This window comes from Xylanimonas oleitrophica, from assembly GCF_003244315.1.
In the GTDB taxonomy this organism is placed as follows: domain Bacteria; phylum Actinomycetota; class Actinomycetes; order Actinomycetales; family Cellulomonadaceae; genus Xylanimonas_A; species Xylanimonas_A oleitrophica.
The window spans coordinates 148809-171585 of record NZ_QKWH01000005.1 but is presented as its reverse complement, the minus strand read 5'-3'; the positions used below and the strand labels follow the sequence as shown (position 1 = coordinate 171585).

The following is a 22777-nucleotide window of genomic DNA, read 5'->3' as shown; positions in this document are numbered from 1 at the left end:
ACCTCCCGCCTGCTTCCCGCCGCGTGCGACGAGTTCCTCTTCTACGACCGGCTCGGGCGTCTTCTCGGCGGCAGGCTGGCGGCCCTTGCCGCGCTTGCGGTTCGCGGCGCTGCGGCTGGGGCGGGCCTCCTCGGCGTCGGGCACGTCGACGCCCTCGAGCCGGTCGTAGAAGAGGAACTCGTCGCACGCGGCGGGAAGCAGGCGGGAGGTGGACTTCTCGACGCCGACGCCGATCACGCGCTTGTTGAGCTCGCGCAGCTTGTGGACGAGCGGGGAGAAGTCAGAGTCCCCCGTGCACATGACGAACGTGGAGATGTACTCGCGCTCGAACGCCATCTCGATCGCGTCCACCACCATCTTGATGTCGGCGGCGTTCTTGCGGGACGCCCCCATGCGCTGGGGCATCTCGATGAGCTCGACCTGGTGGCGCGTCAGCGCGCGGCGGTCCTCGTCGAAGTACGACCAGTCCGCGTACGCGCGGCGCACGACGATGCGACCCCGGACCGCGAGCGCGTCGGCGATGGGTCCGAAGTCGAACTGCATCCCGCCCAGGTGCTCGCGGGCGCCGAGCGCCAGGTTCTCGTAGTCGATGAAGACGGCAAGGCGCTCCTCGGTATCCATGCGGCCACCGTACGGCCCCGCGGGCGCCCTCGCGGCCACGACGGCCCCGTGCCGAGGGCCGAAGGTCCGTGCGGCGCGGGACGGAGGCCCGTTCCGGGGGCCTCGCCGCCGGGCGAGGCTGGGAGCACGGCCTGCTCGACGACGAGCCGGCCCGTGCGACCGAGGAGCTGACGCCATGACCAGAGCCACCACCGCACCACGGGCCACCGCACCACGGGCCACCGCCACCACCCCGGTCCGGGCGCCGGGCACGAGCGAACGGAGCGCGACGTCGTCCCCGACGCTCCGCCCCACCCAGCCGGCGAACGTGCTGGTCGCGTTCGGCAGCACCCGCGGCGGCACCGCCGGCATCGCCCAGGTGGTGGCCGCGACGCTGCGGGAGGAGGGGTTCGACGTCGACCTGCGTGACGCCGGTCAGGTGGTCAGCGCCGAGGGATACGACGCCGTCGTGCTGGGCGGCGCCGTCTACACCGGCCGCTGGCACCGCGACGCCCGGGCGTTCGCCCGGCGGCACGCCTCGGTGCTGCGGCACCGGCCGCTGTGGATGTTCAGCAGCGGGCCGCTCGACACCACGGCCGACGACCACGACCTGCCGACCGTGCGCCAGGCGGGAGAGATCGCCGCCGCGCTGCGCGCCGTCGGGCACCGGACGTTCGGCGGGCGCCTGAGCCCCAACCCGCCCGGCGTGATCGCCAAGGCGGTGGCGCGCTCCCACAGCGGCGACTTCCGCAACACGGCCCAGATCGCGGCGTGGGCCCGTGAGATCGCCGCGGAGCTGCGCGGCCGGGCCGAGCAGGCCCGCTGAGGACCGCTCCTCGCCGTCCGTCACCCGGCCGGGCCGCGTGACGGACGCGGCCACGAGCCGCCCGGGCAAGGGCGGGAACCCGCCCGGGGGGACCACGCTGGACATCGTGGGCAACCGCTTCTCGGACACGGGGCTGCCGCAGGACCGCCAGGGCGCCTGCCGCTGCCGCAGGACCTCGCGGCCGGGACGCACGTGGCCACGGTGCGGCGACGGACCGCACGGGACGGCAGTTCACGGAGACCGTCGCGTTCACCGTCGTGAGGTGAGGGTGGCCTGATCGCCTCCGGCGAACGGGTCCTGGTCGAGGACCTCTTGGCACTCGATGACCGAGAGTGCTAATACATGAGGTGTAGCCGTGATCGCGTACCGGGTCGCGCGGGGTGACCCGGTGTGACGAGGAGGTGATGCGTGATGGCTACCTACTGGGACCCGTTCGCCGAGATGGACCGCCTCGTGGGTTCCGTGGCGGGCACGTTGTCCGGCGCCGCACGGGGCGCGGCCACGATGCCGATGGACCTCTTCCGTGAGGGCGACCACTACGTCCTGGCCGTCGACCTGCCGGGCGTGGACCCGGGCACGATCGACGTCTCGGCCGAGGGCCGCACCCTGACCGTCCGCGCCGAGCGCACACCGCGCTCGGGCGACGCCGAGTGGCTGGTGCGGGAACGACCGGCCGGCACGTTCGCCCGCCAGCTCACCCTGGGTCGAGGGCTCGACCTCGACCGCATCTCGGCGTCGTACGCCGACGGCGTCCTGTCCCTCACCATCCCGGTGGCCGAGGAGGCCCGGCCGCGCCGCATCGAGGTCACCCACGCGGGCACGCCCCGCTCGATCGAGCCCGGTGCCGAGCAGGCCGCCGGCCAGGGCTCCGTCGAGCCGGCCACGGCCGGCTGAGCGGGCTGCGGCACGTCGCGGCCGCAGCACGCACGACGGGGCGGGAACCTGGTGGTTCCCGCCCCGTCCGTCGTCGTGTCAGCTGCGCCCTGCGGTGCGCATCGGCAGCCCGTAGGAGAGGCCGAAGGCGAGGATGCCGCCCACGAACCACGCCCACGGCAGCTGGACCTCGTCGGTCGCGCCGATGCCGATCATCACCACGCCGCCGACGAACAGCGCGAACGCCACGAGCACGCGCCCGAAGAGCACGATGCCGGGCTCCTGCTTCTGGCGCCGGGCCACCTGGAAGTCACTCATGGTGCCAACTTACCCGTTCGACACCGGGAGTTGCCCGTTCGGCGCCAGGCGCGAGGGCCCGGGTGAGTTGAGTCTCTTTCCGCCCTAGGTGCTGGGCTTCCGCCGCCTCCTCCCCTAGAATCGTTTCGTCAAAACGTTTCGAGGATCGTTCGACGGCGGTGTCACCGCTGCCGGTCCCCGCTCGCGCCGGCCCCCGCCCAGGCGCCCCCTCCAGCCGTCACGAGACACCCGCGAGCAGCTTCACCTTGCCTTCCACGCCGCAGCCCTCTGCAGCCCACCCGTCCCAGCCCGAGAACCACCACGAGCGCACGCCCGCACCGGGCCGCTCCCCCCGGCTCGCCCGCCGCCTGCGCAGCTCCCGGCGCCAGGGCCGCCAGGAGCTCCGCGTCCACCGCGCCGAGCGCCCCCTGCACCGCCTCAGCCCCCAGCGGCTGCGGCCCGCCGCCCCCGTCGGCCACCACGCCACCGTGCAGCGCGCCCGCTGGTCCCTCGTCGGGATGTTCGGCCTCTTCGGCATCATCTCCACGAGCTGGCTCGGCCGCCTGCCCTCCGTGCGCGAAGGGCTCGACGTCTCCGCCGGCTCGCTCGGCCTGCTCCTGGTGGTCGGCGCCGTCGGCTCGCTCGTCGGCGTCACCCTCATCGGCACCGTCATCGTGCGGTTCGGCAGCCGGACCACCCTGCGTGCCGGCATGCTCGGTGCGCTCGTCGGCTTCAGCCTGATCGGCCTCGGCGTCGCACTGGGGTCCGTGCCGCTGTTCTCCGCGGGCATCCTCCTCAACGGCCTCGCCGGCCCCGCCACGAACGTGCCGATCAACCTCGAGGCGGCACGGGTCGAGAAGATGCTCGGCAAGGCCGTGCTGCCCCACGTGCACGCCTCGTTCTCCATCGGTGCCGCCGTGGGCAGCGCCCTGGCCGCCACGACCTCGGCGCTGCAGCTCCACGTCACCTGGCACATCGTCGGCGTTGCCCTCCTGGTGACCGCCGGGCGTGCCGTGCTCATCACCCCCGGAACCGCGCTCCAGGACGCGCCGCAGCGCGCCACCCGGCAGGCGTCCGGCGGTGCGGCGCCCGACGGCGGCACCCACCGCGGCGCGGGCCGCAGCGCCCTGCGCGCCTGGACGGAGCCGCGCACCCTGCTGATCGGCCTGGTCATCCTCGCCGCGTCCCTCTCCGAGGGCGCCGCCGCCAACTGGCTCAACCTCGCCGTCGTCGACGGGTTCGCCACCCGCGAGGCCGTCGGGGCCGTCGCCTACGGCACCTTCGTGGTGGCCATGCTGGCGGTCCGTCTGCTCGGCGCCGGGCTCATCGACCGGTACGGGCGCGTGGCGGTGCTGCGCGTCTCGGGCATCTCGTCCTTCGTGGGCCTGGCCGCGTTCGGGCTCGCCCCGAGCCTCCCGCTCGCCTGGGTGGGCATCGTGCTGTGGGGCATGGGCGCCGCCCTCGCCTACCCGGTGGGCACCGCCGCCGCGGCCGACGACCCGACCAAGGCTGCCGCCCGCGTGTCGGTGGTGGGCTCCTTCGGGTCCATCGCGTCGCTGTCGGCCCCGCCGGTGCTCGGCCTCCTCGCCGACGCGTGGGGCATCCGTCACGCCCTGCTCGTCATCACCGCCGCGATGGTGGTCAGCCTGCTCGCCGCCGGCAAGGTCCGGCCCGAGACGGTGCACGCTCCCGAGCAGCCGAGCCCCGAGACGGCTGACCAGGGTGCGCAGGACACCGAGGCGGGCACCCTGGACGGCGAGGCGTCCATGGCGGCGCCGTCGGCCACCGAGGCCGAGTCCGGCGCGGTGGAGGGCACCGTCGAGGCCGTCGAGGCCGTCGAGGCCGTCGCCGAGGAGCCTCTCCCCCGAGCGGCCCGCGAGCCGGTCACCGCCAGCGCCTGACGCTCCGCGTCTCGGGCGTGACAGGAGGGCCTGGGGTCGGCAGCACGTGCCGCCGACCCCAGGCCCTCCTGTCGCGGCGGCCGCTGCCGGGAGCGGTCACTCGAGGTAGTTCTCCACCGTGCTCTGCGAGCGCGGCTCCACCTCGTCGGGATCCTTGCCCGCCGACCGGGCGGCGTCACGGCGTCGCAGCAGGTCCCAGCTCCGGTCGACCTCCACCTCGATCTCGTGCAGCCGCTCCCGCTCCTGGGCAGACGTGATCTCGCCCTTCTCGAGCTGCTCGCGCAGGGTGCGCTGCTGCGCCTCGAGCTCGCCGATGCGTTCCCTGATCTTCGCGTCGTCAGCCATGCCGCCACGCTAAGCCGGGGCGTGCGCGGTCGCAGCGGACGCCGTCAGGGGGCGAGCAGCGCCTCGAGCGCAGCGACGATACGGACGTCTCCGTCCAGCCAGTCGACGGAGAACAGGGAGCCGGCGTCGAGCCAGCGCAGCTCGTCGTGCTCCACCAGCGGGGCGGGCACACCGTCGGCCACGCGCGCGAACCACAGCCGCAGCACGTGCCGGTCGGTGATGATCCACGCGCCGTCGTCGGGTCCCGTCACCTCGGTACCCAGCTCGACGGTCACGCCGAGCTCCTCACGCAGCTCACGGTGCAGGGCTTCGACGGCCGTCTCACCGGGGTCCACCTTGCCGCCGGGGAACTCCCACCGGCCCGCGAGCTCGGCGGGCCGCGAACGGCGGGCGGCGAGCAGGCAGGTGGGCCGTGCGACGTCGTCGACGATCGCGGCCGCGACCACCAGCCGCCGGGCGACCCCGTCGGGCGCGCGCACGGGCGCGGGGCCGAGGTCGGGCCCGAGGTCCGGCAGAGGGCGCTGGGTCATGCACCGAGTCTGCCACCGGCGCGTGACCTGCGCGTGACCGTCACGGGTCACGCCGTCGACGACGCGCCGAGGCCAGCCTGCGGGGCAGGCGCCCGGTGCGCTGGGGTGAGCACCGGGCGCCTCCCGCGGTCGTCGCGTCCGGGGAAGATGGCGACGACGGAAGGCTGCGGTGCGCCAGGCCTTGCTCCAAGGCCGGCGCGGGAGCTGGCTCAGAGGGCGGTGATGCCCGCCTGACGAGCCCACGCCACCGCGTCGGCGCGCGTCGAGACGCCGATCTTGCGGTAGACGCTGCGCACCTGGGACTTCACGGTGTTGCGCGTGACGAACAGCTTCGTCGCGATCTGCTCGAGGGTGACGTCCTCGGCCAGGTTCGACAGGACGACCTGCTCGCGGCGGGTCAGGGGCGCGGCGGGCGGGACGGGGGCGGTGCGCTCCAGCTCGATGATGCTCATGTCGTGCTCCTTCATCAGCAGCCGGCCGGCCTCGGGGATGGCCTGCCTGCGATGTGCTGCTGACCAGTAAGAGCGCCCTCCACCCGATTCATGACGCAGATCTCACCCGATTTTCGTGACTTCTTAAGTGCACCCCTCTGACCTGCGGATTTACCCCGATCTTTCACCCGCTCGCCGCCCGCGGACGGGCGCTGCCTCGTGTAGGAGGGTGCCCCGGCAAACCGTCTGCGGAGACGCCCGGAGACGACGACGGCCCGGTGCCGTGAGGCTCCGGGCCGTCGTCGTGGACGGTGGGTCACCGCAGGTCAGGCACGTGTCACTCCGCGAGCTCCGCGTAGGCCGCGGCGTCCATCAGCTCGCCCTTGGCGGTCACGTCGACCTTGAAGAGCCAGCCCGCGCCGAACGGGTCGGCGTTGACCGTGGCCGGGTCGTCCGCCGCCGCGGTGTTGACCTCCACCACGGTGCCGGTGACGGGCGAGTAGAGCTCCGAGACCGACTTGGTGGACTCGATCTCGCCCACCACCTGGCCGGCGGTGATCTCCGTGCCCACCTCGGGCAGCTCGAGGTAGACGACGTCGCCCAGGGCGTCGGCCGCGACAGACGTGATGCCGACGGTCGCCGGGCTGGCGTCGTCGACCCACTCGTGCTCGCGGGAGTACTGCAGGTTCTCGGGGAAGCTGGCCATCGGTGGCTCCTGTGTGGGGTCGGGTCCGCTGGGGACGAGGGTAGGGGTCAGGACCGCTGGTAGAAGGGCAGCGGCACGACGACGAACGGCTCGGCGCGGCCGCGCACGTCCACCGCCAGCTCGGTGCCCTCGGCGGACACCTCCGGCGTCACGTACGCCATCGCCACGGGGTACCCCAGCGTCGGCGAGGGCGCCCCGGAGGTCACCGTGCCCACCCTGGCGCCGGGCGCGCCGTCGGCGTCCGGGCGGACGACGTCGTACCCCGCGCGGGCGGGGCGCCGGCCCTGGCCTCGCAGGCCCACGAGCACGCGGGCCGGAGGGCTGTCCTTGCGGGCCTGGAGGGCAGCACGCCCGACGAAGTCGACGGGGGCACCCTGGGCGTCCACCTTGTCGAGCCGCACGACGCGCCCGAGCCCGGCTTCGTAGGGCGTGGTGGTGGTGTCGAGCTCGTGGCCGTAGAGCGGCATGCCCGCCTCGAGGCGCAGCGAGTCGCGGGCCGAGAGACCGGCCGGGACCAGGCCGTGCCCCTCTCCCGCGGCCAGCAGCGCCGCCCACAGGGCGCGCGCGTGCTCGGCGGGGACGAACAGCTCGAACCCGTCCTCGCCGGTGTAGCCGGTGCGCGCCGCGAGGACGGCGACCTCTCCCCCGGCGCCCGCGTCGCCGGTGCGCAGCGTCACGGGCGCCGACGCGTAGTAGCGCAGCGCGCGCACGGCCTCGACGTCACCGGGCGTGGTCACCGCCGCGACGATCTCCTCCGCACGCGGGCCCTGGACCGCGACCAGCGCCGTCTCGGCCGACCGGTCGGTGACGACGGCGTCGAACCCGGCCGCCCGTGCGACCAGCTCGCGGGCGACCAGCTCCGCGTTCCCCGCGTTGGCCACGACGAGGAAGTGCTCGTCGCCCAGGCGGTACACGATGAGGTCGTCGAGGACGGAGCCGTCCTCGGCGCAGATCATCGAGTAGCGGGCGCGGCCGACGGCGATGGCGGACGCGGCCCCCACCAGGGCGTGGTCGAGGGCGGCACCGGCGCCCGGACCCTCGAGGTGCACCTCCCCCATGTGCGACAGGTCGAACAGGCCCGCCGCCTCGCGCACCGCGCGGTGCTCGGCCAGGTCGGAGGTGTAGCGCAGCGGCATCAGCCAGCCGCCGAACCCGGTCATGGCGGCCCCCAGGGCCACGTGCTCGTCGTGCAGCGGGGTCTTCTTGTCCTGCAGCTCCTCGGTCACCGAGGCTCCTCTCGATGTTGTGGGCGGGAGACTCGCCGCAATCCCGCCGGGATTGCGGCGAGTCTCCCGCCCACAGCGGAAACGGGTCAGGGGGTCTCGGCGAAGGCCTCGATCGGCGGGCACGCGCACACCAGGTTGCGGTCGCCGCGGGCGCCGTCGATGCGCCGCACCGGCGGCCAGTACTTGCCGCCGCGCAGGCTCGCCACGGGGAACGCCGCGAGCTCCCGCGGGTACGGGTGGTCCCAGTCGTCCGCCGTCACGGAGGCCGCGGTGTGCGGGGCGTTGCGCAGCGGGTTGTCCTCGCGCGGCCACGTGCCGGCGCCGACGGCGTCGATCTCGCCCCGGATGGCCACCATCGCGTCGACGAACCGGTCGAGCTCCGCCAGGTCCTCGGACTCGGTGGGCTCCACCATGAGGGTGCCCGGCACCGGGAACGCCAGCGTCGGGGCGTGGAAGCCGTAGTCCATGAGGCGCTTGGCCACGTCCTCGGCCGTCACGCCCGTCTCGGCCGTGATCTGGCGCAGGTCGAGGATGCACTCGTGCGCCACCAGGCCGTTCGGGCCCGTGTACAGGGTGGGGAAGTGCTCCTGGAGGCGGCTGGCCACGTAGTTGGCCACCAGCACGGCCGTCTTCGTGGCCTCGGTGAGCCCGTCGGGGCCCATGAGCGCCACGTACGCGTAGGAGATCGGCAGGATGCCCGCCGAGCCGTGCGGGGCGGCGCTCACGGGGGCCACGGCCGCGTCCGCACCGCCGGCGGCCGGGGTGGGGTCGCCCGGCAGGAACGGCACCAGGTGCTCAGCGACCGCGACGGGGCCGACGCCGGGCCCGCCGCCGCCGTGGGGGATGCAGAACGTCTTGTGCAGGTTCAGGTGCGAGACGTCGCCGCCGAGCTCTCCCGGCCTGGCCAGGCCGACGAGCGCGTTGAGGTTCGCCCCGTCGATGTACACCTGACCACCCGCCTCATGTACAAGGCCGCAGACCTCGCGCACATGCTCCTCGTACACGCCGTGCGTCGAGGGGTACGTGATCATGATCGCCGCCACCTGCGGGCCGTGCTGCTCCAGCTTGGCACGCAGGTCGTCCAGCTCGATCGAGCCGTCACCCGCCGTCGCCACCACGACGACCCGCAGGCCGGCCAGCGCCGCCGAGGCCGCGTTCGTGCCGTGCGCCGACGCCGGGATCAGCACGATGTCCCGCGCGTCGTCCCCCCGCGAACGGTGGTAGCCCTTGATCGCCAGCAGCCCCGCGAACTCCCCCTGCGAGCCCGCGTTCGGCTGCACCGACACGGCCGCGTACCCCGTGATCTCCGCGAGCTGCGCCTCGAGCGTCGAGACGAGTTCCGCGTAGCCGCGAGCCTGGTCGGCCGGCACGTACGGGTGCAGGTCCGCGAACTCGGGCCAGCTGATGGCCTCCATCTCGGCGGTCGCGTTCAGCTTCATCGTGCACGAGCCCAGGGGGATCATCGTGCGGTCCAGCGCCAGGTCCTTGTCCGAGAGCCGGCGCAGGTACCGCAGCATCGCGGTCTCGGACCGGTGCATCCGGAAGATCGGGTGCGTGAGGAACGGCGTCGCCCTGCGCAGGCCGTCAGGGAGGACGGAGACCACGCGCTCGGCGGCGTCCGCGGGCCCGTGGTGGCTCTGCGCCTCGGCGCCGAACGCCTCCAGCACGGCGACGACGTCGGCCGGGGTGGTGGTCTCGTCGCAGGCGATCTGTACGTGGTCCGCGTCAGCCTTGTACAGGTTGTACCCGGCGGTGACAGCGGCGGCGACCACGTCGTCGGCGCAGCCCGGGACGACGGCCCGCACGGTGTCGAAGAAGACGTCGTGCTCCACCTCGACCCCCGCGGCACGCAGACCCTCAGCGAGGGCGACGGCACGCGCGTGGACCCGCTCGGCGATCGCCTTCAGCCCGTCTGGGCCGTGGTAGACGGCGTACATCGAGGCCACGATCGCCAGCAGCGCCTGCGCGGTGCAGATGTTGCTCGTGGCCTTCTCGCGGCGGATGTGCTGCTCGCGCGTCGAGAGGGCCAGGCGGTAGGCGGCGGCGCCGTCGGCGTCGACCGACACCCCCACGAGACGGCCGGGGAGCTGCCGCTCCAGGCCCTTGCGCACCGCCATGTACGCGGCGTGGGGGCCGCCGTAGAACAGGGGGACGCCGAACCGCTGCGCCGAGCCGACCGCGACGTCGACCCCCAGCTCGCCGGGGGAGACCAGCAGCGTCAGGGCCAGCGGGTCGGTCGCCATGGTGACCAGCGCACCGCGCTCCTTGGCCTCCGCGACAAGCGGGCGCGCGTCGAGCACCCGGCCCGAGGCACCGGCCTGCTGCAGCACCACGCCGACGAGGTCGCCGTCGGGCAGCGTGCCACCCGCCGCCACGAACGCCTCGAGGCCCGCGGCCAGGCCGCCGTCGACCCGGGTGACGACGACGGGCAGCCCGATCGCCTCGGCCCGCCCCCGCGTGACGGCGAGGGTCTGCGGGAACAGGTCGGCGTCGAGCACCACGTACCCGGTCTTCGCCTTGGACGCGCGCCACATCAGGGCGACGGCCTCGGCGACGGCCGTGGCCTCGTCCAGCAGGGACGCTCCGGCGATCTCCAGGCCCGTGAGGTCCTCGACCGCCTGCTGGAAGTTGAGCAGCGCCTCCAGCCGGCCCTGGCTGATCTCCGGCTGGTACGGCGTGTAGGCCGTGTACCAGGCGGGGGACTCCAGCACGTTGCGGCGGATCACCGCAGGCGTGTGCGTGCCGTAGTAGCCCAGGCCGATCATCTGGCGCTTGACCTGGTTCTTCGCCGCGATCTCGCGCAGGTGGGCCAGCACCTGCGGCTCGGTGCGCGCGGCCGGCAGGTCGAGGGGGCGCTGCGTGCGGATCTGCGCGGGCACGGCGGCGTCGACCAGGGCGTCGAGCGAGTCGTAGCCGAGCTGGGCGAGCATCGTGGCCACCTCGCGGCCGGTCGAGCCGCCCGGCCCGATGTGACGGTCGGCGAAGAGGTCGGGGTCGAAGCCCGGCGCGGGGGAGTGGCTGGCGTTCACAGGGACGCTCCGGTCGGTGAGGCGGCGTGGCGGGGACTGCGTTGTCCCTCCCCGCTCTGTCATCGGACCCTGCCCGCCCGGGCCCGGAGGCTCCTGGCAGGCCGCGTCGACCTGAGAGTTTTGCCGGTCCGCCTACGGGGCGCGCCGGCTTGCACCGTCGGTGGGCCGCCTCGTCGCGGCGCCCGGGGCGCTGCGGCGCGACGGCCTCTTTCCAGAGTTGCCTCGCCACGACGGTACGGGGGCCTGAGAGATTCCCGGGGAGGGGTTTGCTCCTTCGGCGCCGTCGGCCCGCTGCCCACCGAGGACGACGGTGGGCGCCGGTCCGCCGGACTCTCCCGTCGTGGTTCGAGCGGCGTCGTGCTGGGTACTGCGTGGTGGGGAGTCTAGCGGTGCCGTGTGTCGGGCAGGTCACACGCCGCGGCGCACCACGACGTGCCGCACGGCAGCCAGACGTTCCAGGGTGCGCTGGATGTCGCGCGCCCGGCGCCCACCCGCGCGGAACGCGACCACCACGGTGCCCGCCCCGCCGGCACCGTCAGCACCACCAGCACCATCGGCGGACGAGGTGGTGGCGAGGGACTCGACGCCCACGCCACGGGAGGCGAACACGCTGGTGAGCATGGCCACCGTGCCGATCTCGTCGGCCGCACGCACCTCCACCTCGACCTCCCAGCGCGGCTCGGCGCCCGGCGCCACGTCCGGGGGAGTCGCCGCCGCGTGGCCCACCACCGGGTCCTCGACCTCGGGCGGGAGCACGCCGAGCCCGTGGAGCATGGCGTCCACGGCCTCGCCGGACGCGGTGAGCAGGCGCTCCTCGTCGTCGGCCAGCGGGTCGAGCACCACGCGCGACCAGCCCTCGGGACCCAGGATGACGGGCACGCCCAGCACCCGGCCGGGCACCGGCACCTCGCCGTCGAGCGCGACCTGCCCGGCCACCACGATGTCGCGGCCGTCGAGCAGCGTGCGCACCAGGTCCACGGTCGCGGCAGCGGTGGAGGACGCCGTCTTGGCGCCCGACTGGTGCGTCATCCAGGGCCGCGTGATGACGCGGAGGTCGGCGGGCATGGCGTCCACCTGCGCGAACGCCTCCCCGACGTCGCGCGCGGCGACGTCGTCGAGCAGGTCCTTGGCGGCGGCGACCTCGGCCGGCAGCGCGTCGAGCGTCCGGCCCCCGCGCAGGTGCGCGACGGCGGCACGGCGCTCGGCCTCGTCGAGACCGGCGATGCGCACGGTGGACCACAGCGGGACGGCGCGCAGGCCGTGCTCCCCGCCGGCGAACCCGCCCACGCGGTGACGGCGCACCCCGAGGGAGACGGCGATCTCGCGGCGGAACCGCAGCGTGTCGAGCCAGGCGCCCATGCCGATCACCCGGTGCCGGCCGAGCGCCTCGGCCATGACGGCCACGCCCAGCTCCACCGGGTTGGTCACCACGATGACGACCTCCTTGCCGGACCCGTGGCGTGCCAGGGACCGGGCGTAGGACCGGAAGACCTCGAGGTTGTCCGCGGCGAGGGCGGCGCGGTCGCCGCTGACGCCCACCTTGGCGGGAGCGGTGCGGCCCGCGGTGGCGACGACGGCGTCGGCCACGACGTCGTCGGGCTGCAGGGCCACGTCGATGAGCGGGGCGCGCTCGTCGAACGCGTCGACCAGGTCTGCCCGCAGGCCGAACGCGGCGCTGCGGCTGCCGCCGTCGGGCCGGCCGACGAGCTGGAGGCGAGAGGTGGGGGTCAGCAGACCGCCGGCGATGAGCTGCGTGCACACCTGCCGGCCGACGTCCCCCGTGGCACCGAGCACCGCGACGTCCATGCGGCAGAGCCTACGGGCAGCGTGACCTGGGCCGGGGGCCGGCTCGGCCGGCCGCGGGCCGGCCGCAGCCGGGCGCAGCCAGGAGCCGGGTCAGGCGAGCTCGAGCTGGCTCGCCACCTCCACCATGACGTCGACGACGGCGCGCACGGCCGGGCTGGGCTCGTGACGGGTAGCGCGGTGGCGCACGTACAGCCGGCGGGCGCCCAGCCCCGCGAGCCGCACCACCTGCAGGTTCTCGGTCACTCCGCCCTCGAACGCGAGGGCCGGCAGCAACGCCACTCCCTGCCCGGCGGCCACGAGGGCGAGGGCGGTGTCGAAGTCGTAGGTGGAGTGGCGGGTGGTGATGGTGGTGCCGAGCGAGCGCGCCACGCGCTGCAGCGCGCGGTCGGCGGCCGTGCCGCGCTCCCCGGCCACGAAGGTGAGCTCGGCGAGGTCGTCGAGCTTCTCCGGGACCGGCATGCCCACCGGGATCACCAGACGCCACGGCTCGTCCACGAGCGGTACGTCGTGCGAGCCGCGCGGGGCAGCGGTGTCCACCTCGGCGTCGCGCTCGAGCAGCACGACGTCGAGGTCGCCGGCCCGCAGCATCCGCAGCGAGTCGGCGGGCTCGTGCTCGCGCACGTCGATCTCGACGGCGGGGAACCGCTCGGAGAGGGGGGCGAGGGCGGGCGCGACCACGGCGCGGATCGCCGTCTGGAAGGCACCGATCTTCACCTGACCGGAGACGCCGTCGCCCAGGGCCGCGATGGCCTGACGGGCCTCGACCAGCTCGGACTCGATGCGCTCGGCGGCCTCGGCGAGCACCCGGCCGGCCGGCGTGAGGGTGACGCCACGGGGCCCGCGATCGAGGACCGGGAAGCCCTCCTCCGCCTCCAGACGGGCGATCTGCTGGGACACCGCCGACGGCGTGACGTGCATGAGCTCGGCGGCCGCGAGCACCCCTCCGGCGCGGTGGACGGCGAGCAGGAAGGAGAGTCGACGGGGGTCGGTGGCCATGAAGCGATCCTACATCCCGTCTCAACAACTATTCGATTGCACTGAACCGAAACGTGTTGCACGATAGTCGCACGCGCAGCAGGACCCTCTGGGGAGAACCTGCGAGGCGACAACCTCCACCTTTTCCCCTCCGCGGGCGTGCGCCCGCTGTCTCTGCCCGGAGTCTCACGTGTCGCTGATCACTCTCATCACCGTCCTCGGCTGGGTCGGCGCGGTCGCCGGGATCGTCGCCTACGGCATGGTCAGCAAGGGCCGCTGGGGTGCTGGCTCCTTCGCCTTCCAGCTCACCAACCTGGGCGGCGCCACGGCCATGTTCCTCGTGGCGGCCGTGAACGGCGTCTGGCCCTCCGCCGCGGCCAACGTGGCCTGGATCGTCATCGGCGCCCACGCCACCCTCACCATCCTGCGCAAGCGCCACCAGGAGCGGGCCGCCGCCCGCCGGGCCGCGTTCGACCTCGCCGCCTGACGGCTGCCCGGGCCACCCGGGGCGCCCGCTCCCTGACGCTGGTCCGACGGCTGTCAGCGCCGCCGTCGGACCAGCGCCGGCAGCACCGTCCACAGGGCGAGCAGCGCCACCAGCGCGACACCGCCCACCACCAGCCCCGCGCCGTGCCCCACCACGACGTCGAACACCAGGCTGACCACCCCCGCCACGACGAGCGTGAGCAGCACCAGCGCCGCCCGCGTCATCCTGTCGGCCGACGTCACCAGCCGGGGCTTCATGTGACGGCGGAACAGGTGACGGTGCATCGCCACGGGCGCGATCGCCAGCCCCGTCGTGGCCGCCGAGAGCAGCACGAGCACCAGGTACACGCCCCGCTGGTAGGCCGTCAGCTCCGCGAAGCGCGGCTGGAACGGCAGCGTCAGCAGGAACCCGGTGAGGATCTGCACCCCGGTCTGCATGACGCGCAGCTCCTGCAGCAGCTCGTTCCAGTTGCGGTCCGAGCGTTCCTCCGGCGTCTCGGCGCGCCCCTGCTGGTGACCTGAGCCCGGTCCCGGACCTACCACCGAGTCGTCCGACATGGTGCCTCCCTGCACAGTGCCCACGGTCCCGCCCGGACCGTGCCCGTGACGTTAGCGCCCCGGCCGCCCCGGGGGCGCCGCCGGCGCCCAGAGTGCGAGCATTGTTGACCGAGCGCATCATGTGGCGTCTTCGGCCGAGAGACATGCAGCGATGACCTCGACCCCGCTGACCTTCGCGGACCCGGCGACCCCGGACCCGGGCCTGCCGCCGGGGCGTGCCCGCACGACGGCGCGGCTCTCGCGCGGCCGGCGCCGGCCCCGCCGGGTGCGGGTGCTAGTGGTGGCGGCGGTGACCGTCACGGTCTCCAGCGCGCTCGTGGGGCTTCGCGCACTTCCGGTTCCGGGGCCGTGGGCCGCTGTTCGGCCCTGTGCTCGCCACCATGATGCTGCCCGGCGCGGTGACGCTGATCCCCACGTTCCTCATCTGGAACCAGCTCGGGCTGGTGGGTACCAACGTGCCCCTGTGGGCGGGGAACCTGTTCGGCAGCGCGTTCTACGTCTTCCTCCTGCGTCAGTTCTTCCTGGGCCTGCCCCGGGAGCCGTTGCTGTTCTTCCTCGGTCAGCGGTACTTCGTCCAGGGCATCTCGACCACCGGCTCCAAGGGCTGACGCCCGCCGTCGCCGGGCCGGGAGAGCGGCCCGGCGACGGTGTGCCGAGCACGTGCGAGCGGCACCGGACCGTCCTTACGCTGCCGGCCTGCGCCGCCGTGGCGCAGCAGCGTGACACCGCGCGGCGGCCTCGAGACCAGGGGCCCAGCGCGACGGACCGGAGGAGCACCGTGACCGTCGAGAACATGCCCACCCCGCCGCCCGCCCGCCTGACGGAGCGGCTGGAGGAGAACACGGGCCTGGACGCCCTGACCGAGCGGCTGCAGGCCGTGGCCGCCACCGTGCTGCCCTCCGGGCGGCTCCTGGAAGAGCTGCGGGGCCGTTCGCTGGGCCACGCCGTCCACCCCATCATGACCGACGCCCCGCTGGGCGCCTGGATCGGTGCCACGCTGCTCGACCTCACGGGCGCGGAGAAGCACGCCGTGGCCTCGCGCCGGCTGATCGGTGCCGGGGTGCTGCTGGTGGCGCCCACCGCGCTGACCGGCCTGGCCGACTGGGCGGGGCTGCGCAGCAGGCGATCCAGCCGTGTGGGCGCGGTCCACGCCGTGCTCAACGCCGTGGCCGGGGGCACCTACGCCGTCTCGTGGCTGCTGCGCCGGCGGGGGCACACCAAGGCGGGGGTGGCCGTGAGCCTGGCGGCCGGCGTCGTCGTCACCGCCAGCGGCTACCTGGGCGGCCACCTGACCCTGGCGCGCAGCGAGCCCGACTCCAGCGCTCCGTGAGCGGCACCCCGGCCGGCGGCACCCACGACGAGCCCGGCCCCGCCGCGCGCAGCACCCGTGAGGTGCTCGAGGCGCACCTGGTGTGCCGCCGGGCCGGGGACCTCGAGCGCGACCTGGCGGAGAACTACGCGCCCGACGTCGCCCTGATCTCGTGGGGCGAGGGCGTCAACCACGGCCTGGACGGCGTGCGCCGGCTCGCAGACGTGCTGCGCACGTACGTGGACCACGCCTCGTACCGGTACCACGACCTCGTCACCACGGGGGAGTACGGGATGCTCCGGTGGAGCGCCACGGCCCCCGAGGCTCGCATCCACGACGGCACGGACTCGTTCGTGGTGCGCGACGGGCGCATCGTCGCGCAGACGATCGCCTATGCCGTCGACGGGGAGGGCGAGCACGAGGCGCACGAGGCGCCGGACGGTGCGGTCGACGCCCCGCGGCCGGCAGGAGACGACGGCGCGCGCCGCAGCACCGGCCACGGGCGCCACCAGGGCGGGTGACCGCAGTCACCGGCGGGCGACCGGTGCGCTGCGAGTGCCCCCGCCCCGTGCGAGGTTCGAGGCAGCGGCGCCCCCGTGCGTGGTGCGCCGACGTTCGACCCGAAGGAGGCACGATGACCGACCAGCCCGGAGCCGAGAGCACCGGCTACGACCCCGACGAGGACCCGGACGCCCAGCCGGAGTCGCTCAACCCGCGCACCGGCGACGCGGCGAGCGGCGAGGTGGGCTCGGACGCCCCGCAGGACCCGGACGCCGACCCGGCGAACCTCAACCCGCGCAGCGGCGACCAGGCCTGAGCCGCGACCCGCTCGCGACCGACGACGGCCGGCTGCCGGCACACCGCCGAGGCCGGCCGTCGTCGTCCCCGCCGGAGCGCCCGGGCGAGGACGACCGGACCGGTCCACCGGACCGGACGACACGACCGAACGACCCCGAGCGGCACCACGGACGGTGCCGCACCCCTGGAGGAACCATGCGCGCACTCACCTGGCGCAAGCGCGAGACCGTCACGGTCGAGGACGTCGAGGACCCGAAGATCGTCGAGCCCACCGACGCGATCGTCCGCGTCACGTCCACGGCGATCTGCGGCTCGGACCTGCACCTGTACGGGGTGCTGGGCATGTTCATGGACACCGGTGACGTGCTGGGTCACGAGGCGATGGGGATCGTGGAGGAGGTGGGCCCGGCGGCCGGCGACCTCCAGGTGGGCGACCGGGTGGTGGTGCCGTTCAACATCTCCTGCGGCCGGTGCTGGATGTGCACGCACGGCCTGCAGTCGCAGTGCGAGACCACGCAGGTGCACGAGCACGACAAGGGGGCGGCGCTCTTCGGGTACACGCGCCTGTACGGGTCGGTGCCGGGCGGCCAGGCGCAGTACCTGCGGGTGCCGCAGGCGCACTACGGACCGATCGTGGTGCCAGACGACGGCGAGCCGGACGAGCGCTACCTGTACCTGTCGGACGTGCTGCCCACGGCGTGGCAGGCGGTGGAGTACGGGGGCGTGGAGCAGGGCAGCACGGTGGCGGTGCTGGGTCTGGGGCCGATCGGGCAGATGTCGGCGCGCATCGCGCTGCACCGGGGTGCCGAGCGGGTGATCGCCGTGGACCCGGTGCCGGAGCGCCTCGCGATGGCGGCCCGGCACGGGATCGAGGTGCTGGACGGGTCGCACGCGGCCGACGGTGACGTGGGGGACGCGATCCGCTCGTGCACCGACGGGCGGGGTGCGGACTGCGTGATCGACGCCGTCGGCATGGAGGCGCACGGCTCGCCGGGTGCGGAGGTGATGCAGAAGGCGGTGGGCCTGCTGCCCGACGCCCTGGGAGCACCGCTGGCGGAGAAGGCGGCGACGGACCGGCTGGCGGCGCTGTACACGTCGATCGACGCGGTGCGCCGGGGAGGCACCGTGTCGCTCAGCGGCGTGTACGGGGGCGCGAAGGACCCGTTGCCGCTGATGCAGCTCTTCGACAAGCAGGTGACGATCCGCATGGGCCAGGCGAACGTGCGCCGGTGGGTGGACGACCTGCTCCCGCTGGTGCAGGACCCGGCCGACCCGCTGGGGGTGCTGGACCTGCGCACGCACCGGCTGCCGCTGGAGCAGGCGCCGGACGCCTACGAGATGTTCCAGAAGAAGCAGGACGGCTGCATCAAGGTGGTCCTCGACCCCTGGGCGTGACCCCTGGGCGTGAGCCGTACCCCCGTCAGGGGTGGAGCCCGCCGCCCACGGCGACGTCGACGACGACCGCACGGTGGTCGCTCACCCCGGTGTCGACCGCCCGGGCGGGCCCCGTGGCCTCGACGTCGCCGTCGGCGAGGACGTGGTCGATGGTGGTGCGCGGCCGGTGGCGCGGGAACGTGGGCACGTGCACCAGCGGGCGCCAGCCGGTGATGCGCGCCGGCTCCGGGGCGGGGACGTTGAGGTCACCCAGCAGCACGAGCGGGCGGGGGGCCGCCCGCAGGTGCCGGGCCAGCCAGCGGAGCTGGACGCGGTTCCAGCGGCGCCAGGACGACAGGTGCGTGGCCACCACGGTGAGCGGCCCGTCCGGCGTCTCGACGACGGCGGCCAGCGCGACGCGCGGCTCGTCCGGCCCGAGGTGCACCGGCCCGAGCCAGGGCGTGGCCACGGGCAGCCGTACCCGCCACCACTCGCGCACCGGGTGGCGGGAGAGCAGGGCGATGCCGTAGGCGGGGACGTGCGGCGGCTCGTCGCCGCGCGCGCGCCGGGGCGCGGCACCCGGCCCGGACACGAGGCCTGCGAGCGCCGGCAGGTAGCGGTGCTCGACGACCCCGGTGGCCTCGACGACGGCGTGGGCCAGGTCGCTCCCCAGGGAGCGGGGCTGCCAGCGGTCCACCTCCTGGAGCGCGACGACGTCGCCGCCGAGCCCGACGACGGCGTCGGCGAGGCGAGCCGGGTCCACGCGGCCGTCGTGCTGGGAGCGCCCGTGCTGGACGTTGAAGGTGACGAGGCGAGTCATCGCGCCAGGGGAGGGCGGCCGGCGGAGCTCACGCGCCGTCCTGCCCGGCGTCGAACACGTGCTCGTACCGGTCGCGCGCGGCGCGGACCACGTCGCTCGGGATGGCGGCCACGGGCTCGATGTCGGCGAGCAGCGGCTCGCAGTCGGGGCCGCGCCCCACCACGGTGCCGGTGAGCACCCAGGCGAACCGGGAGCCTCGTTCCAGGTGGGCGTACTGCACCACCTGACGCGCCACCCAGTCGATCACGGGGCGGTCCCACCACGGTTCCGGGTCGAGCGGGTTGGCCGAGAGACCGGGCATCGCGCAGCCCGACTCGTGGTCACGGCTGACGCACTCGGCGTCGGCCTGCGGGCCCTCGCTGAACCGCACGTACAGCGGCCTGCTCCGCCGGGCCAGGTCGGCCAGCTCCTCGAGCGATCCCACCGCGGGAAGCGTCATCGCCTTCCCCATCTCCCCCACCTCTTTCCTGGTCGGGGCGGTCGCGGCGTCGCGCGGTCCGTCCCTGTGGACGACGACGGCGGTCCCGCTGCTGGGACCGCCGTCGGCCCGGCGGAGGCGGGTGCCGCCGCCGGGGTCCGGTCCCTCCCCCGTGAGGGACCGGAGCTGTGCTGCCTCGGGCGCTGCCGAGGACGCTGCCTCAGAACACCGCGCGCCCGCCCGTGACGCCGAGCACGGTGCCGGACACGTAGGAGGCGGTGACGTTCGAGGCGAGGAACACGAACGCGGGGGCGAGCTCGGCCGGCTGACCGGCCCTGCCGAGCGGGGTGTCCTGCCCGAACTTCTGCACCTTCTCCTCGTACTGGGTGGCTGGCTGCAGCGGCGTCCAGATGGGGCCCGGGGCCACGGCGTTGACGCGGATGCCTCGCGGGCCGAGCTCGGCGGCGAGGTTGACGGTGAAGTTGTTGATCGCGGCCTTGGTGGACGCGTAGTCGAGCAGGGTGCCGGACGGGTCGTACGCCTGGATGGAGGAGCAGTTGACGATGGCGCCGCCCTCGCCCAGGTGCTTGAGGGCCTGCTGGGTGATCCAGAACAGCGCGTAGAGGTTGGTCTTGAAGACGCGGTCGAGGTCCTCGGTGGCGATGTCCTCGACCGACTCGCGGCGAGCCATCTGGAAGCCGGCGTTGTTGACGAGCACGTCGAGGCCGCCCAGCTCCGAGGCCGCACGGTCCACGACCTCGCGGGCGGTGGCCTCGTCGCGGATGTCGCCGGGGAGCAGAACGGCCTTGCGGCCGGCCTTCTCGATCCACTGCGCCGTCTCCTGCGCGTCCGCCTCCTCCTCGGGGAGGTAGCTGATGGCGACGTCGGCGCCCTCGCGCGCGAACGCGATGGCGGTGGCGCGACCGATGCCCGAGTCGCCGCCCGTGACGAGGGCGTGGCGGCCCACGAGCTTGCCCGAGCCCTCGTAGCTGGTCTCACCGTGGTCCGGTCGCGGCGTCATGTCGCCGGTGTGGCCGGGTGGCTCCTGCTGCTGGGCGGGGAAGGCGGGGGAGTCGGGCTGGCTGGACATCGAAGCCTCCGTGTCGGACGTCGTCTGGCCTCTCCTCGACCTCCGTGCACCGTAGGCAGGAGGCATCCCGCTCGCACGTGGGTGAAGGAGTTTCACGAGTCCCCTCCGGGGCCGTGAAGAACTCCGTCGCAGGTGGGGAGCCCTTTCCCTGCGGGCGGCTTTTCGGAACCGGTAAAACCGCAGGTCGTGGCGTCGCCGGGCTGTCAAGAGTGAACTAAGGTTCGATCCGACGAGCCGTGATCCGCATCGGCGCGTCGTGGCGGAGGCGGCGGTGCCGCACCGGAGCGGGAGTCGAGAACAGGCCCCTTTATTCACGACCCATCGAGGGAGACGACCATCGTGAACGAGAGTGCGCCCTTCGACGAGGCCGTGGAGGCCGCGCTGGCCTCGGGGGAGCAGCCACCGGTGGGTCGTTACCGGCTCGACCTGGCCACCGGCCGGTGGGCCTGGTCGGACGAGGTCTTCGCCATGCACGGGTTCCGGCCCGGCGAGGTGGTCCCCACCACCGAGATGATGCTCTCGCACAAGCACCCTGAGGACAGGGCGCGGGTCGACGGCGTGCTCCGCGAGGCCGCGTCGACCGGTGACGCGTTCAGCTCGGTGCACCGCATCTACGACGCCCAGGGCAAGGTCCGCACCCTCGCCGTGACCGGCCAAGGCCGCAAGGACCCGGACACCGGCCAGGTCGTCGAGCTCATCGGCTACTTCATCGACGTCACCGAGGCGCAGCGGGAGGTGGCCCAGCGCGAGGCAACCCGCTCCATCCTGGCCTCGGCGGAGCGCCGCGCCGCGATCGAGCAGGCCAAGGGCGTGCTCATGGTGGCCTACTCGGTGGACGGCGAGGAGGCGTTCCAGCGCCTGCGCCTGGCGTCGAACACGCTCAACATCGCGGTGCGGGACCTCGCCGACTGGCTCGTGCGCTGGTTCAGCCGTCCTGGGCGCGAGAAGTTCCCCACGGCGCAGGAGATCGAGCAGTTCCTGGCCGACCCGGAGCCCCCGCCCGCGGAGGGCTGACCCCGGGCGCCGGCCACGCCGGACGCTCGCGGGCCCGGCCGCCTAGAGCTGCGCCTGCCAGGCCACGATGCGGTCCGCCGCCCGCGCCACGACGTCGGGTGCTGCGGCGAACGACAGGCGCACCCACTCGTGGCCGTGCACGCCGTCGAAGTCGGTGCCGGGGGTGATCGCGACGTCGGCCTCCTCCAGCAGGCGGGCGCAGTACGCGATCGAGTCGAGCCCGCTCGCCGCGATGTTGCCGTAGAGGTAGAAGGCGCCGTCGGCGGGAGCGACGGGACGCCAGCCCAGCTCGTCCGCACGCTCCAGCAGCGCCGCGCGGGAGGTGGCGTACCGCTCCACGTTGGCAGCGGCTGCCGCGTACCCCTCGGTGGTGAAGGCGGCCACGCCCGCGTGCTGCGCGAGCGCCGGGGGAGAGAGGGCCACGTTCCCCGCGAGGGCGCCCACGGGAGCCACGAGCTCCTCGGGCAGCACCAGCCACCCCAGCCGCCAGCCCGTCATGGCCCAGTACTTGGAGAACGAGCTGACGACGACGGCGCCCTGCTCGCTGTACATCGCGGCTGTAGCAGTCTGTACATCGTCGCCGTACGTGATGCCGTGGTAGATCTCGTCGCTGATCAGGCGGACGTCGTGCTCCGCACACCAGCGCGCGATCGCGTCCAGCTCCCCCGGAGCGATCATCGTGCCCGTCGGGTTGGCCGGGCTCGCCACGATCAACCCGTCCAGCCCACCCTCGTAGTACGCCTCCATGAGCTGCGAGACCGTGGGCTGGTACCGCGTCTCGGGCCCGCAGTCGAGCTCCACCACCTCGCAGCCCAGCGCCGCGAGGATGTTCTTGTACGCCGGGTACCCCGGGCGAGCCAGAGCCACACGGTCCCCGACCTCGAACGCCGCGAGGAAGGCGAGCACGAACCCGCCGCTCGACCCGGTGGTCACCGCGATCCGCGCCGGGTCCACCTCGACGTCGTACCAGCGCCGGTAGTGCTCCGCGATCTCGGCGCGCAGCGCCGGCACGCCCATCGCCTCCGTGTACCCCAGGTCCCCGGCGCGCAGCAGCTCGATCGCCCGCTCCCGCACGACGTCGGACGCCCCGGTGGACGGCTCGCCCGCGCACAGGTTCAGCACGTCGCGGCCCAGCGCGCGGCGCTCGTTGGCGGCCGCCAAGATCTCCATCACGGCGAACGGGGGCACGAGGGAGCGGCGCGAGACCTTCATGCGCCCATCATGCCCGTGCCCCGCAGGCGCAGGCGGCGCGCGTCCGCTCTCGGCCGGGGACCGACCGGCCACGAGGCTTCCTCGACCGCCCCCGGTGCCGCGCGCCGCCCACCACCTCGGTGCCCGGCGGCGGTGAGGGGGTGCGGTCGTTAA

Annotated in this window: 25 protein-coding genes and 1 riboswitch; of the genes, 10 read left to right on the top strand and 15 right to left on the bottom strand. The window is 74.1% G+C overall.

Translation table 11 applies throughout. The features are described from left to right. Positions 1 to 621, bottom strand: a 621-nt coding sequence (locus DNL40_RS09505) for an NYN domain-containing protein (RefSeq protein ID WP_245885807.1), incomplete at its 3' end; no start/stop codon positions are given. Between the two features lie 175 nt (positions 622 to 796). Between DNL40_RS09505 and DNL40_RS09500 the strand changes: the two genes are divergently transcribed. Next, a complete protein-coding gene (locus tag DNL40_RS09500; protein WP_111250999.1) occupies positions 797 to 1426 on the top strand; it encodes a flavodoxin domain-containing protein in 630 nt (209 codons plus the stop codon). Positions 1427 to 1837: 411 nt separating this feature from the next. Further along, entirely contained in the window at positions 1838 to 2320 is a 483-nt protein-coding gene (locus tag DNL40_RS09495; protein WP_111250998.1) for an Hsp20/alpha crystallin family protein, read from the top strand. Between the two features lie 78 nt (positions 2321 to 2398). Here DNL40_RS09495 and DNL40_RS09490 read toward each other — a convergent pair whose 3' ends face one another. Continuing rightward, on the bottom strand, positions 2399 to 2617 hold the full coding sequence (locus tag DNL40_RS09490; protein ID WP_111250997.1) for a hypothetical protein: 219 nt from the start codon (positions 2615 to 2617) through the stop codon (positions 2399 to 2401). Positions 2618 to 2862: 245 nt separating this feature from the next. Here DNL40_RS09490 and DNL40_RS09485 point away from each other — a divergent pair, with 245 nt between their 5' ends. Next, on the top strand, positions 2863 to 4497 hold the full coding sequence (locus tag DNL40_RS09485) for an MFS transporter (protein WP_111250996.1): 1635 nt from the start codon (positions 2863 to 2865) through the stop codon (positions 4495 to 4497). A 96-nt stretch (positions 4498 to 4593) separates the two neighbouring features. On the opposite strand, the gene DNL40_RS09480 is transcribed toward DNL40_RS09485, so the two are convergent. The 8 genes from DNL40_RS09480 to DNL40_RS09445 form a co-directional block, all read right to left on the bottom strand. Further along, a complete protein-coding gene (locus DNL40_RS09480; protein WP_111250995.1) occupies positions 4594 to 4842 on the bottom strand; it encodes a DUF2630 family protein in 249 nt (82 codons plus the stop codon). 44 nt (positions 4843 to 4886) lie between these two features. Further along, entirely contained in the window at positions 4887 to 5372 is a 486-nt protein-coding gene (locus DNL40_RS09475; RefSeq protein ID WP_111250994.1) for a (deoxy)nucleoside triphosphate pyrophosphohydrolase, read from the bottom strand. 209 nt (positions 5373 to 5581) lie between these two features. Continuing rightward, positions 5582 to 5824 carry a helix-turn-helix domain-containing protein gene (locus DNL40_RS09470; RefSeq protein WP_111251022.1) on the bottom strand — a complete coding sequence of 81 codons (243 nt, stop codon included), beginning with the start codon at positions 5822 to 5824 and terminating at the stop codon, positions 5582 to 5584. Between the two features lie 316 nt (positions 5825 to 6140). Further along, a complete protein-coding gene (gene gcvH, locus DNL40_RS09465; RefSeq protein ID WP_111250993.1) occupies positions 6141 to 6509 on the bottom strand; it encodes a glycine cleavage system protein GcvH in 369 nt (122 codons plus the stop codon). A gap of 47 nt (positions 6510 to 6556) precedes the next feature. Beyond that, positions 6557 to 7735: a glycine cleavage system aminomethyltransferase GcvT gene (gcvT, locus tag DNL40_RS09460; protein ID WP_111250992.1), complete on the bottom strand. Its 1179-nt coding sequence runs from the start codon at positions 7733 to 7735 to the stop codon at positions 6557 to 6559. An 86-nt stretch (positions 7736 to 7821) separates the two neighbouring features. Continuing rightward, the gene (gene gcvP / locus DNL40_RS09455) at positions 7822 to 10827 is read right to left on the bottom strand and encodes an aminomethyl-transferring glycine dehydrogenase (RefSeq protein ID WP_111250991.1); all 3006 of its coding nucleotides are present in this window, start codon (positions 10825 to 10827) and stop codon (positions 7822 to 7824) included. Positions 10828 to 10985: 158 nt separating this feature from the next. Then, a riboswitch (glycine riboswitch) is annotated at positions 10986 to 11112 on the bottom strand. 60 nt (positions 11113 to 11172) lie between these two features. Then, complete coding sequence (locus DNL40_RS09450) at positions 11173 to 12570, bottom strand: lactate/malate family dehydrogenase (RefSeq protein WP_111250990.1); 1398 nt, start codon at positions 12568 to 12570, stop codon at positions 11173 to 11175. 90 nt (positions 12571 to 12660) lie between these two features. Next, entirely contained in the window at positions 12661 to 13566 is a 906-nt protein-coding gene (locus tag DNL40_RS09445) for a LysR family transcriptional regulator (RefSeq protein WP_111250989.1), read from the bottom strand. 169 nt (positions 13567 to 13735) lie between these two features. Between DNL40_RS09445 and DNL40_RS09440 the strand changes: the two genes are divergently transcribed. Next, the gene (locus DNL40_RS09440) at positions 13736 to 14032 is read left to right on the top strand and encodes a CBU_0592 family membrane protein (RefSeq protein WP_111250988.1); all 297 of its coding nucleotides are present in this window, start codon (positions 13736 to 13738) and stop codon (positions 14030 to 14032) included. Between the two features lie 53 nt (positions 14033 to 14085). Here the strand turns inward: DNL40_RS09440 and DNL40_RS09435 are convergent, their stop codons facing one another. Then, positions 14086 to 14589, bottom strand: a complete 504-nt coding sequence (locus DNL40_RS09435; RefSeq protein ID WP_111250987.1) for a DUF6328 family protein — start codon at positions 14587 to 14589, stop codon at positions 14086 to 14088. A 368-nt stretch (positions 14590 to 14957) separates the two neighbouring features. Here DNL40_RS09435 and DNL40_RS09430 point away from each other — a divergent pair, with 368 nt between their 5' ends. The 5 genes from DNL40_RS09430 (at position 14958) to DNL40_RS09410 (ending at position 18091) form a co-directional block, all read left to right on the top strand. Beyond that, positions 14958 to 15197: an ABC transporter permease family protein gene (locus DNL40_RS09430; RefSeq protein ID WP_342766642.1), complete on the top strand. Its 240-nt coding sequence runs from the start codon at positions 14958 to 14960 to the stop codon at positions 15195 to 15197. Between the two features lie 170 nt (positions 15198 to 15367). Next, positions 15368 to 15919 (top strand): DUF2231 domain-containing protein, encoded by a 552-nt coding sequence (locus tag DNL40_RS09425; protein WP_245885805.1) that lies wholly within the window; start codon positions 15368 to 15370, stop codon positions 15917 to 15919. Continuing rightward, positions 15916 to 16419: a nuclear transport factor 2 family protein gene (locus tag DNL40_RS09420; protein WP_179951016.1), complete on the top strand. Its 504-nt coding sequence runs from the start codon at positions 15916 to 15918 to the stop codon at positions 16417 to 16419. The genes DNL40_RS09425 and DNL40_RS09420 overlap by 4 nt, the downstream gene beginning before the upstream one ends. 113 nt (positions 16420 to 16532) lie before the next feature. Continuing rightward, positions 16533 to 16715, top strand: coding sequence for a hypothetical protein (locus DNL40_RS09415; RefSeq protein WP_111250985.1), 183 nt, complete (start codon positions 16533 to 16535; stop codon positions 16713 to 16715). A gap of 176 nt (positions 16716 to 16891) precedes the next feature. Beyond that, entirely contained in the window at positions 16892 to 18091 is a 1200-nt protein-coding gene (locus DNL40_RS09410) for a zinc-dependent alcohol dehydrogenase (protein ID WP_111250984.1), read from the top strand. A gap of 25 nt (positions 18092 to 18116) precedes the next feature. Here the strand turns inward: DNL40_RS09410 and DNL40_RS09405 are convergent, their stop codons facing one another. The 3 genes from DNL40_RS09405 to DNL40_RS09395 all read right to left on the bottom strand — a co-directional run bounded on the left by DNL40_RS09405 (position 18117) and on the right by DNL40_RS09395 (position 20398). After that, positions 18117 to 18890, bottom strand: coding sequence for an endonuclease/exonuclease/phosphatase family protein (locus tag DNL40_RS09405; protein ID WP_111250983.1), 774 nt, complete (start codon positions 18888 to 18890; stop codon positions 18117 to 18119). 28 nt (positions 18891 to 18918) lie between these two features. Continuing rightward, positions 18919 to 19329, bottom strand: a complete 411-nt coding sequence (locus DNL40_RS09400; RefSeq protein WP_218926029.1) for a DUF6098 family protein — start codon at positions 19327 to 19329, stop codon at positions 18919 to 18921. Positions 19330 to 19528: 199 nt separating this feature from the next. After that, positions 19529 to 20398 (bottom strand): glucose 1-dehydrogenase, encoded by an 870-nt coding sequence (locus DNL40_RS09395; RefSeq protein WP_111250981.1) that lies wholly within the window; start codon positions 20396 to 20398, stop codon positions 19529 to 19531. A 339-nt stretch (positions 20399 to 20737) separates the two neighbouring features. On the opposite strand from DNL40_RS09395, the gene DNL40_RS09390 reads away from it, so the two are divergent. Beyond that, a complete protein-coding gene (locus tag DNL40_RS09390; RefSeq protein ID WP_111250980.1) occupies positions 20738 to 21412 on the top strand; it encodes a PAS and ANTAR domain-containing protein in 675 nt (224 codons plus the stop codon). Positions 21413 to 21454: 42 nt separating this feature from the next. Here DNL40_RS09390 and DNL40_RS09385 read toward each other — a convergent pair whose 3' ends face one another. After that, positions 21455 to 22624 carry an aminotransferase class I/II-fold pyridoxal phosphate-dependent enzyme gene (locus tag DNL40_RS09385; protein ID WP_111250979.1) on the bottom strand — a complete coding sequence of 390 codons (1170 nt, stop codon included), beginning with the start codon at positions 22622 to 22624 and terminating at the stop codon, positions 21455 to 21457. Positions 22625 to 22777 lie beyond the last annotated feature (153 nt).

Coding starts and splice junctions, on each gene's coding strand:
- DNL40_RS09450 (WP_111250990.1), bottom strand. CDS start 12,570: ATGGACGTCGCGGTGCTCGGTGCCACGGGGGACGTCGGCCGGCAGGTG.
- DNL40_RS09405 (WP_111250983.1), bottom strand. CDS start 18,890: ATGACTCGCCTCGTCACCTTCAACGTCCAGCACGGGCGCTCCCAGCAC.
- gcvP (WP_111250991.1), bottom strand. CDS start 10,827: ATGACAGAGCGGGGAGGGACAACGCAGTCCCCGCCACGCCGCCTCACC.
- DNL40_RS09470 (WP_111251022.1), bottom strand. CDS start 5,824: ATGAGCATCATCGAGCTGGAGCGCACCGCCCCCGTCCCGCCCGCCGCG.
- gcvH (WP_111250993.1), bottom strand. CDS start 6,509: ATGGCCAGCTTCCCCGAGAACCTGCAGTACTCCCGCGAGCACGAGTGG.
- DNL40_RS09400 (WP_218926029.1), bottom strand. CDS start 19,329: ATGACGCTTCCCGCGGTGGGATCGCTCGAGGAGCTGGCCGACCTGGCC.
- DNL40_RS09475 (WP_111250994.1), bottom strand. CDS start 5,372: ATGACCCAGCGCCCTCTGCCGGACCTCGGGCCCGACCTCGGCCCCGCG.
- DNL40_RS09490 (WP_111250997.1), bottom strand. CDS start 2,617: ATGAGTGACTTCCAGGTGGCCCGGCGCCAGAAGCAGGAGCCCGGCATC.
- DNL40_RS09445 (WP_111250989.1), bottom strand. CDS start 13,566: ATGGCCACCGACCCCCGTCGACTCTCCTTCCTGCTCGCCGTCCACCGC.
- DNL40_RS09500 (WP_111250999.1), top strand. CDS start 797: ATGACCAGAGCCACCACCGCACCACGGGCCACCGCACCACGGGCCACC.
- DNL40_RS09410 (WP_111250984.1), top strand. CDS start 16,892: ATGCGCGCACTCACCTGGCGCAAGCGCGAGACCGTCACGGTCGAGGAC.
- DNL40_RS09395 (WP_111250981.1), bottom strand. CDS start 20,398: ATGTCCAGCCAGCCCGACTCCCCCGCCTTCCCCGCCCAGCAGCAGGAG.
- DNL40_RS09495 (WP_111250998.1), top strand. CDS start 1,838: ATGGCTACCTACTGGGACCCGTTCGCCGAGATGGACCGCCTCGTGGGT.
- DNL40_RS09435 (WP_111250987.1), bottom strand. CDS start 14,589: ATGTCGGACGACTCGGTGGTAGGTCCGGGACCGGGCTCAGGTCACCAG.
- DNL40_RS09385 (WP_111250979.1), bottom strand. CDS start 22,624: ATGAAGGTCTCGCGCCGCTCCCTCGTGCCCCCGTTCGCCGTGATGGAG.
- DNL40_RS09480 (WP_111250995.1), bottom strand. CDS start 4,842: ATGGCTGACGACGCGAAGATCAGGGAACGCATCGGCGAGCTCGAGGCG.
- DNL40_RS09415 (WP_111250985.1), top strand. CDS start 16,533: ATGACCGACCAGCCCGGAGCCGAGAGCACCGGCTACGACCCCGACGAG.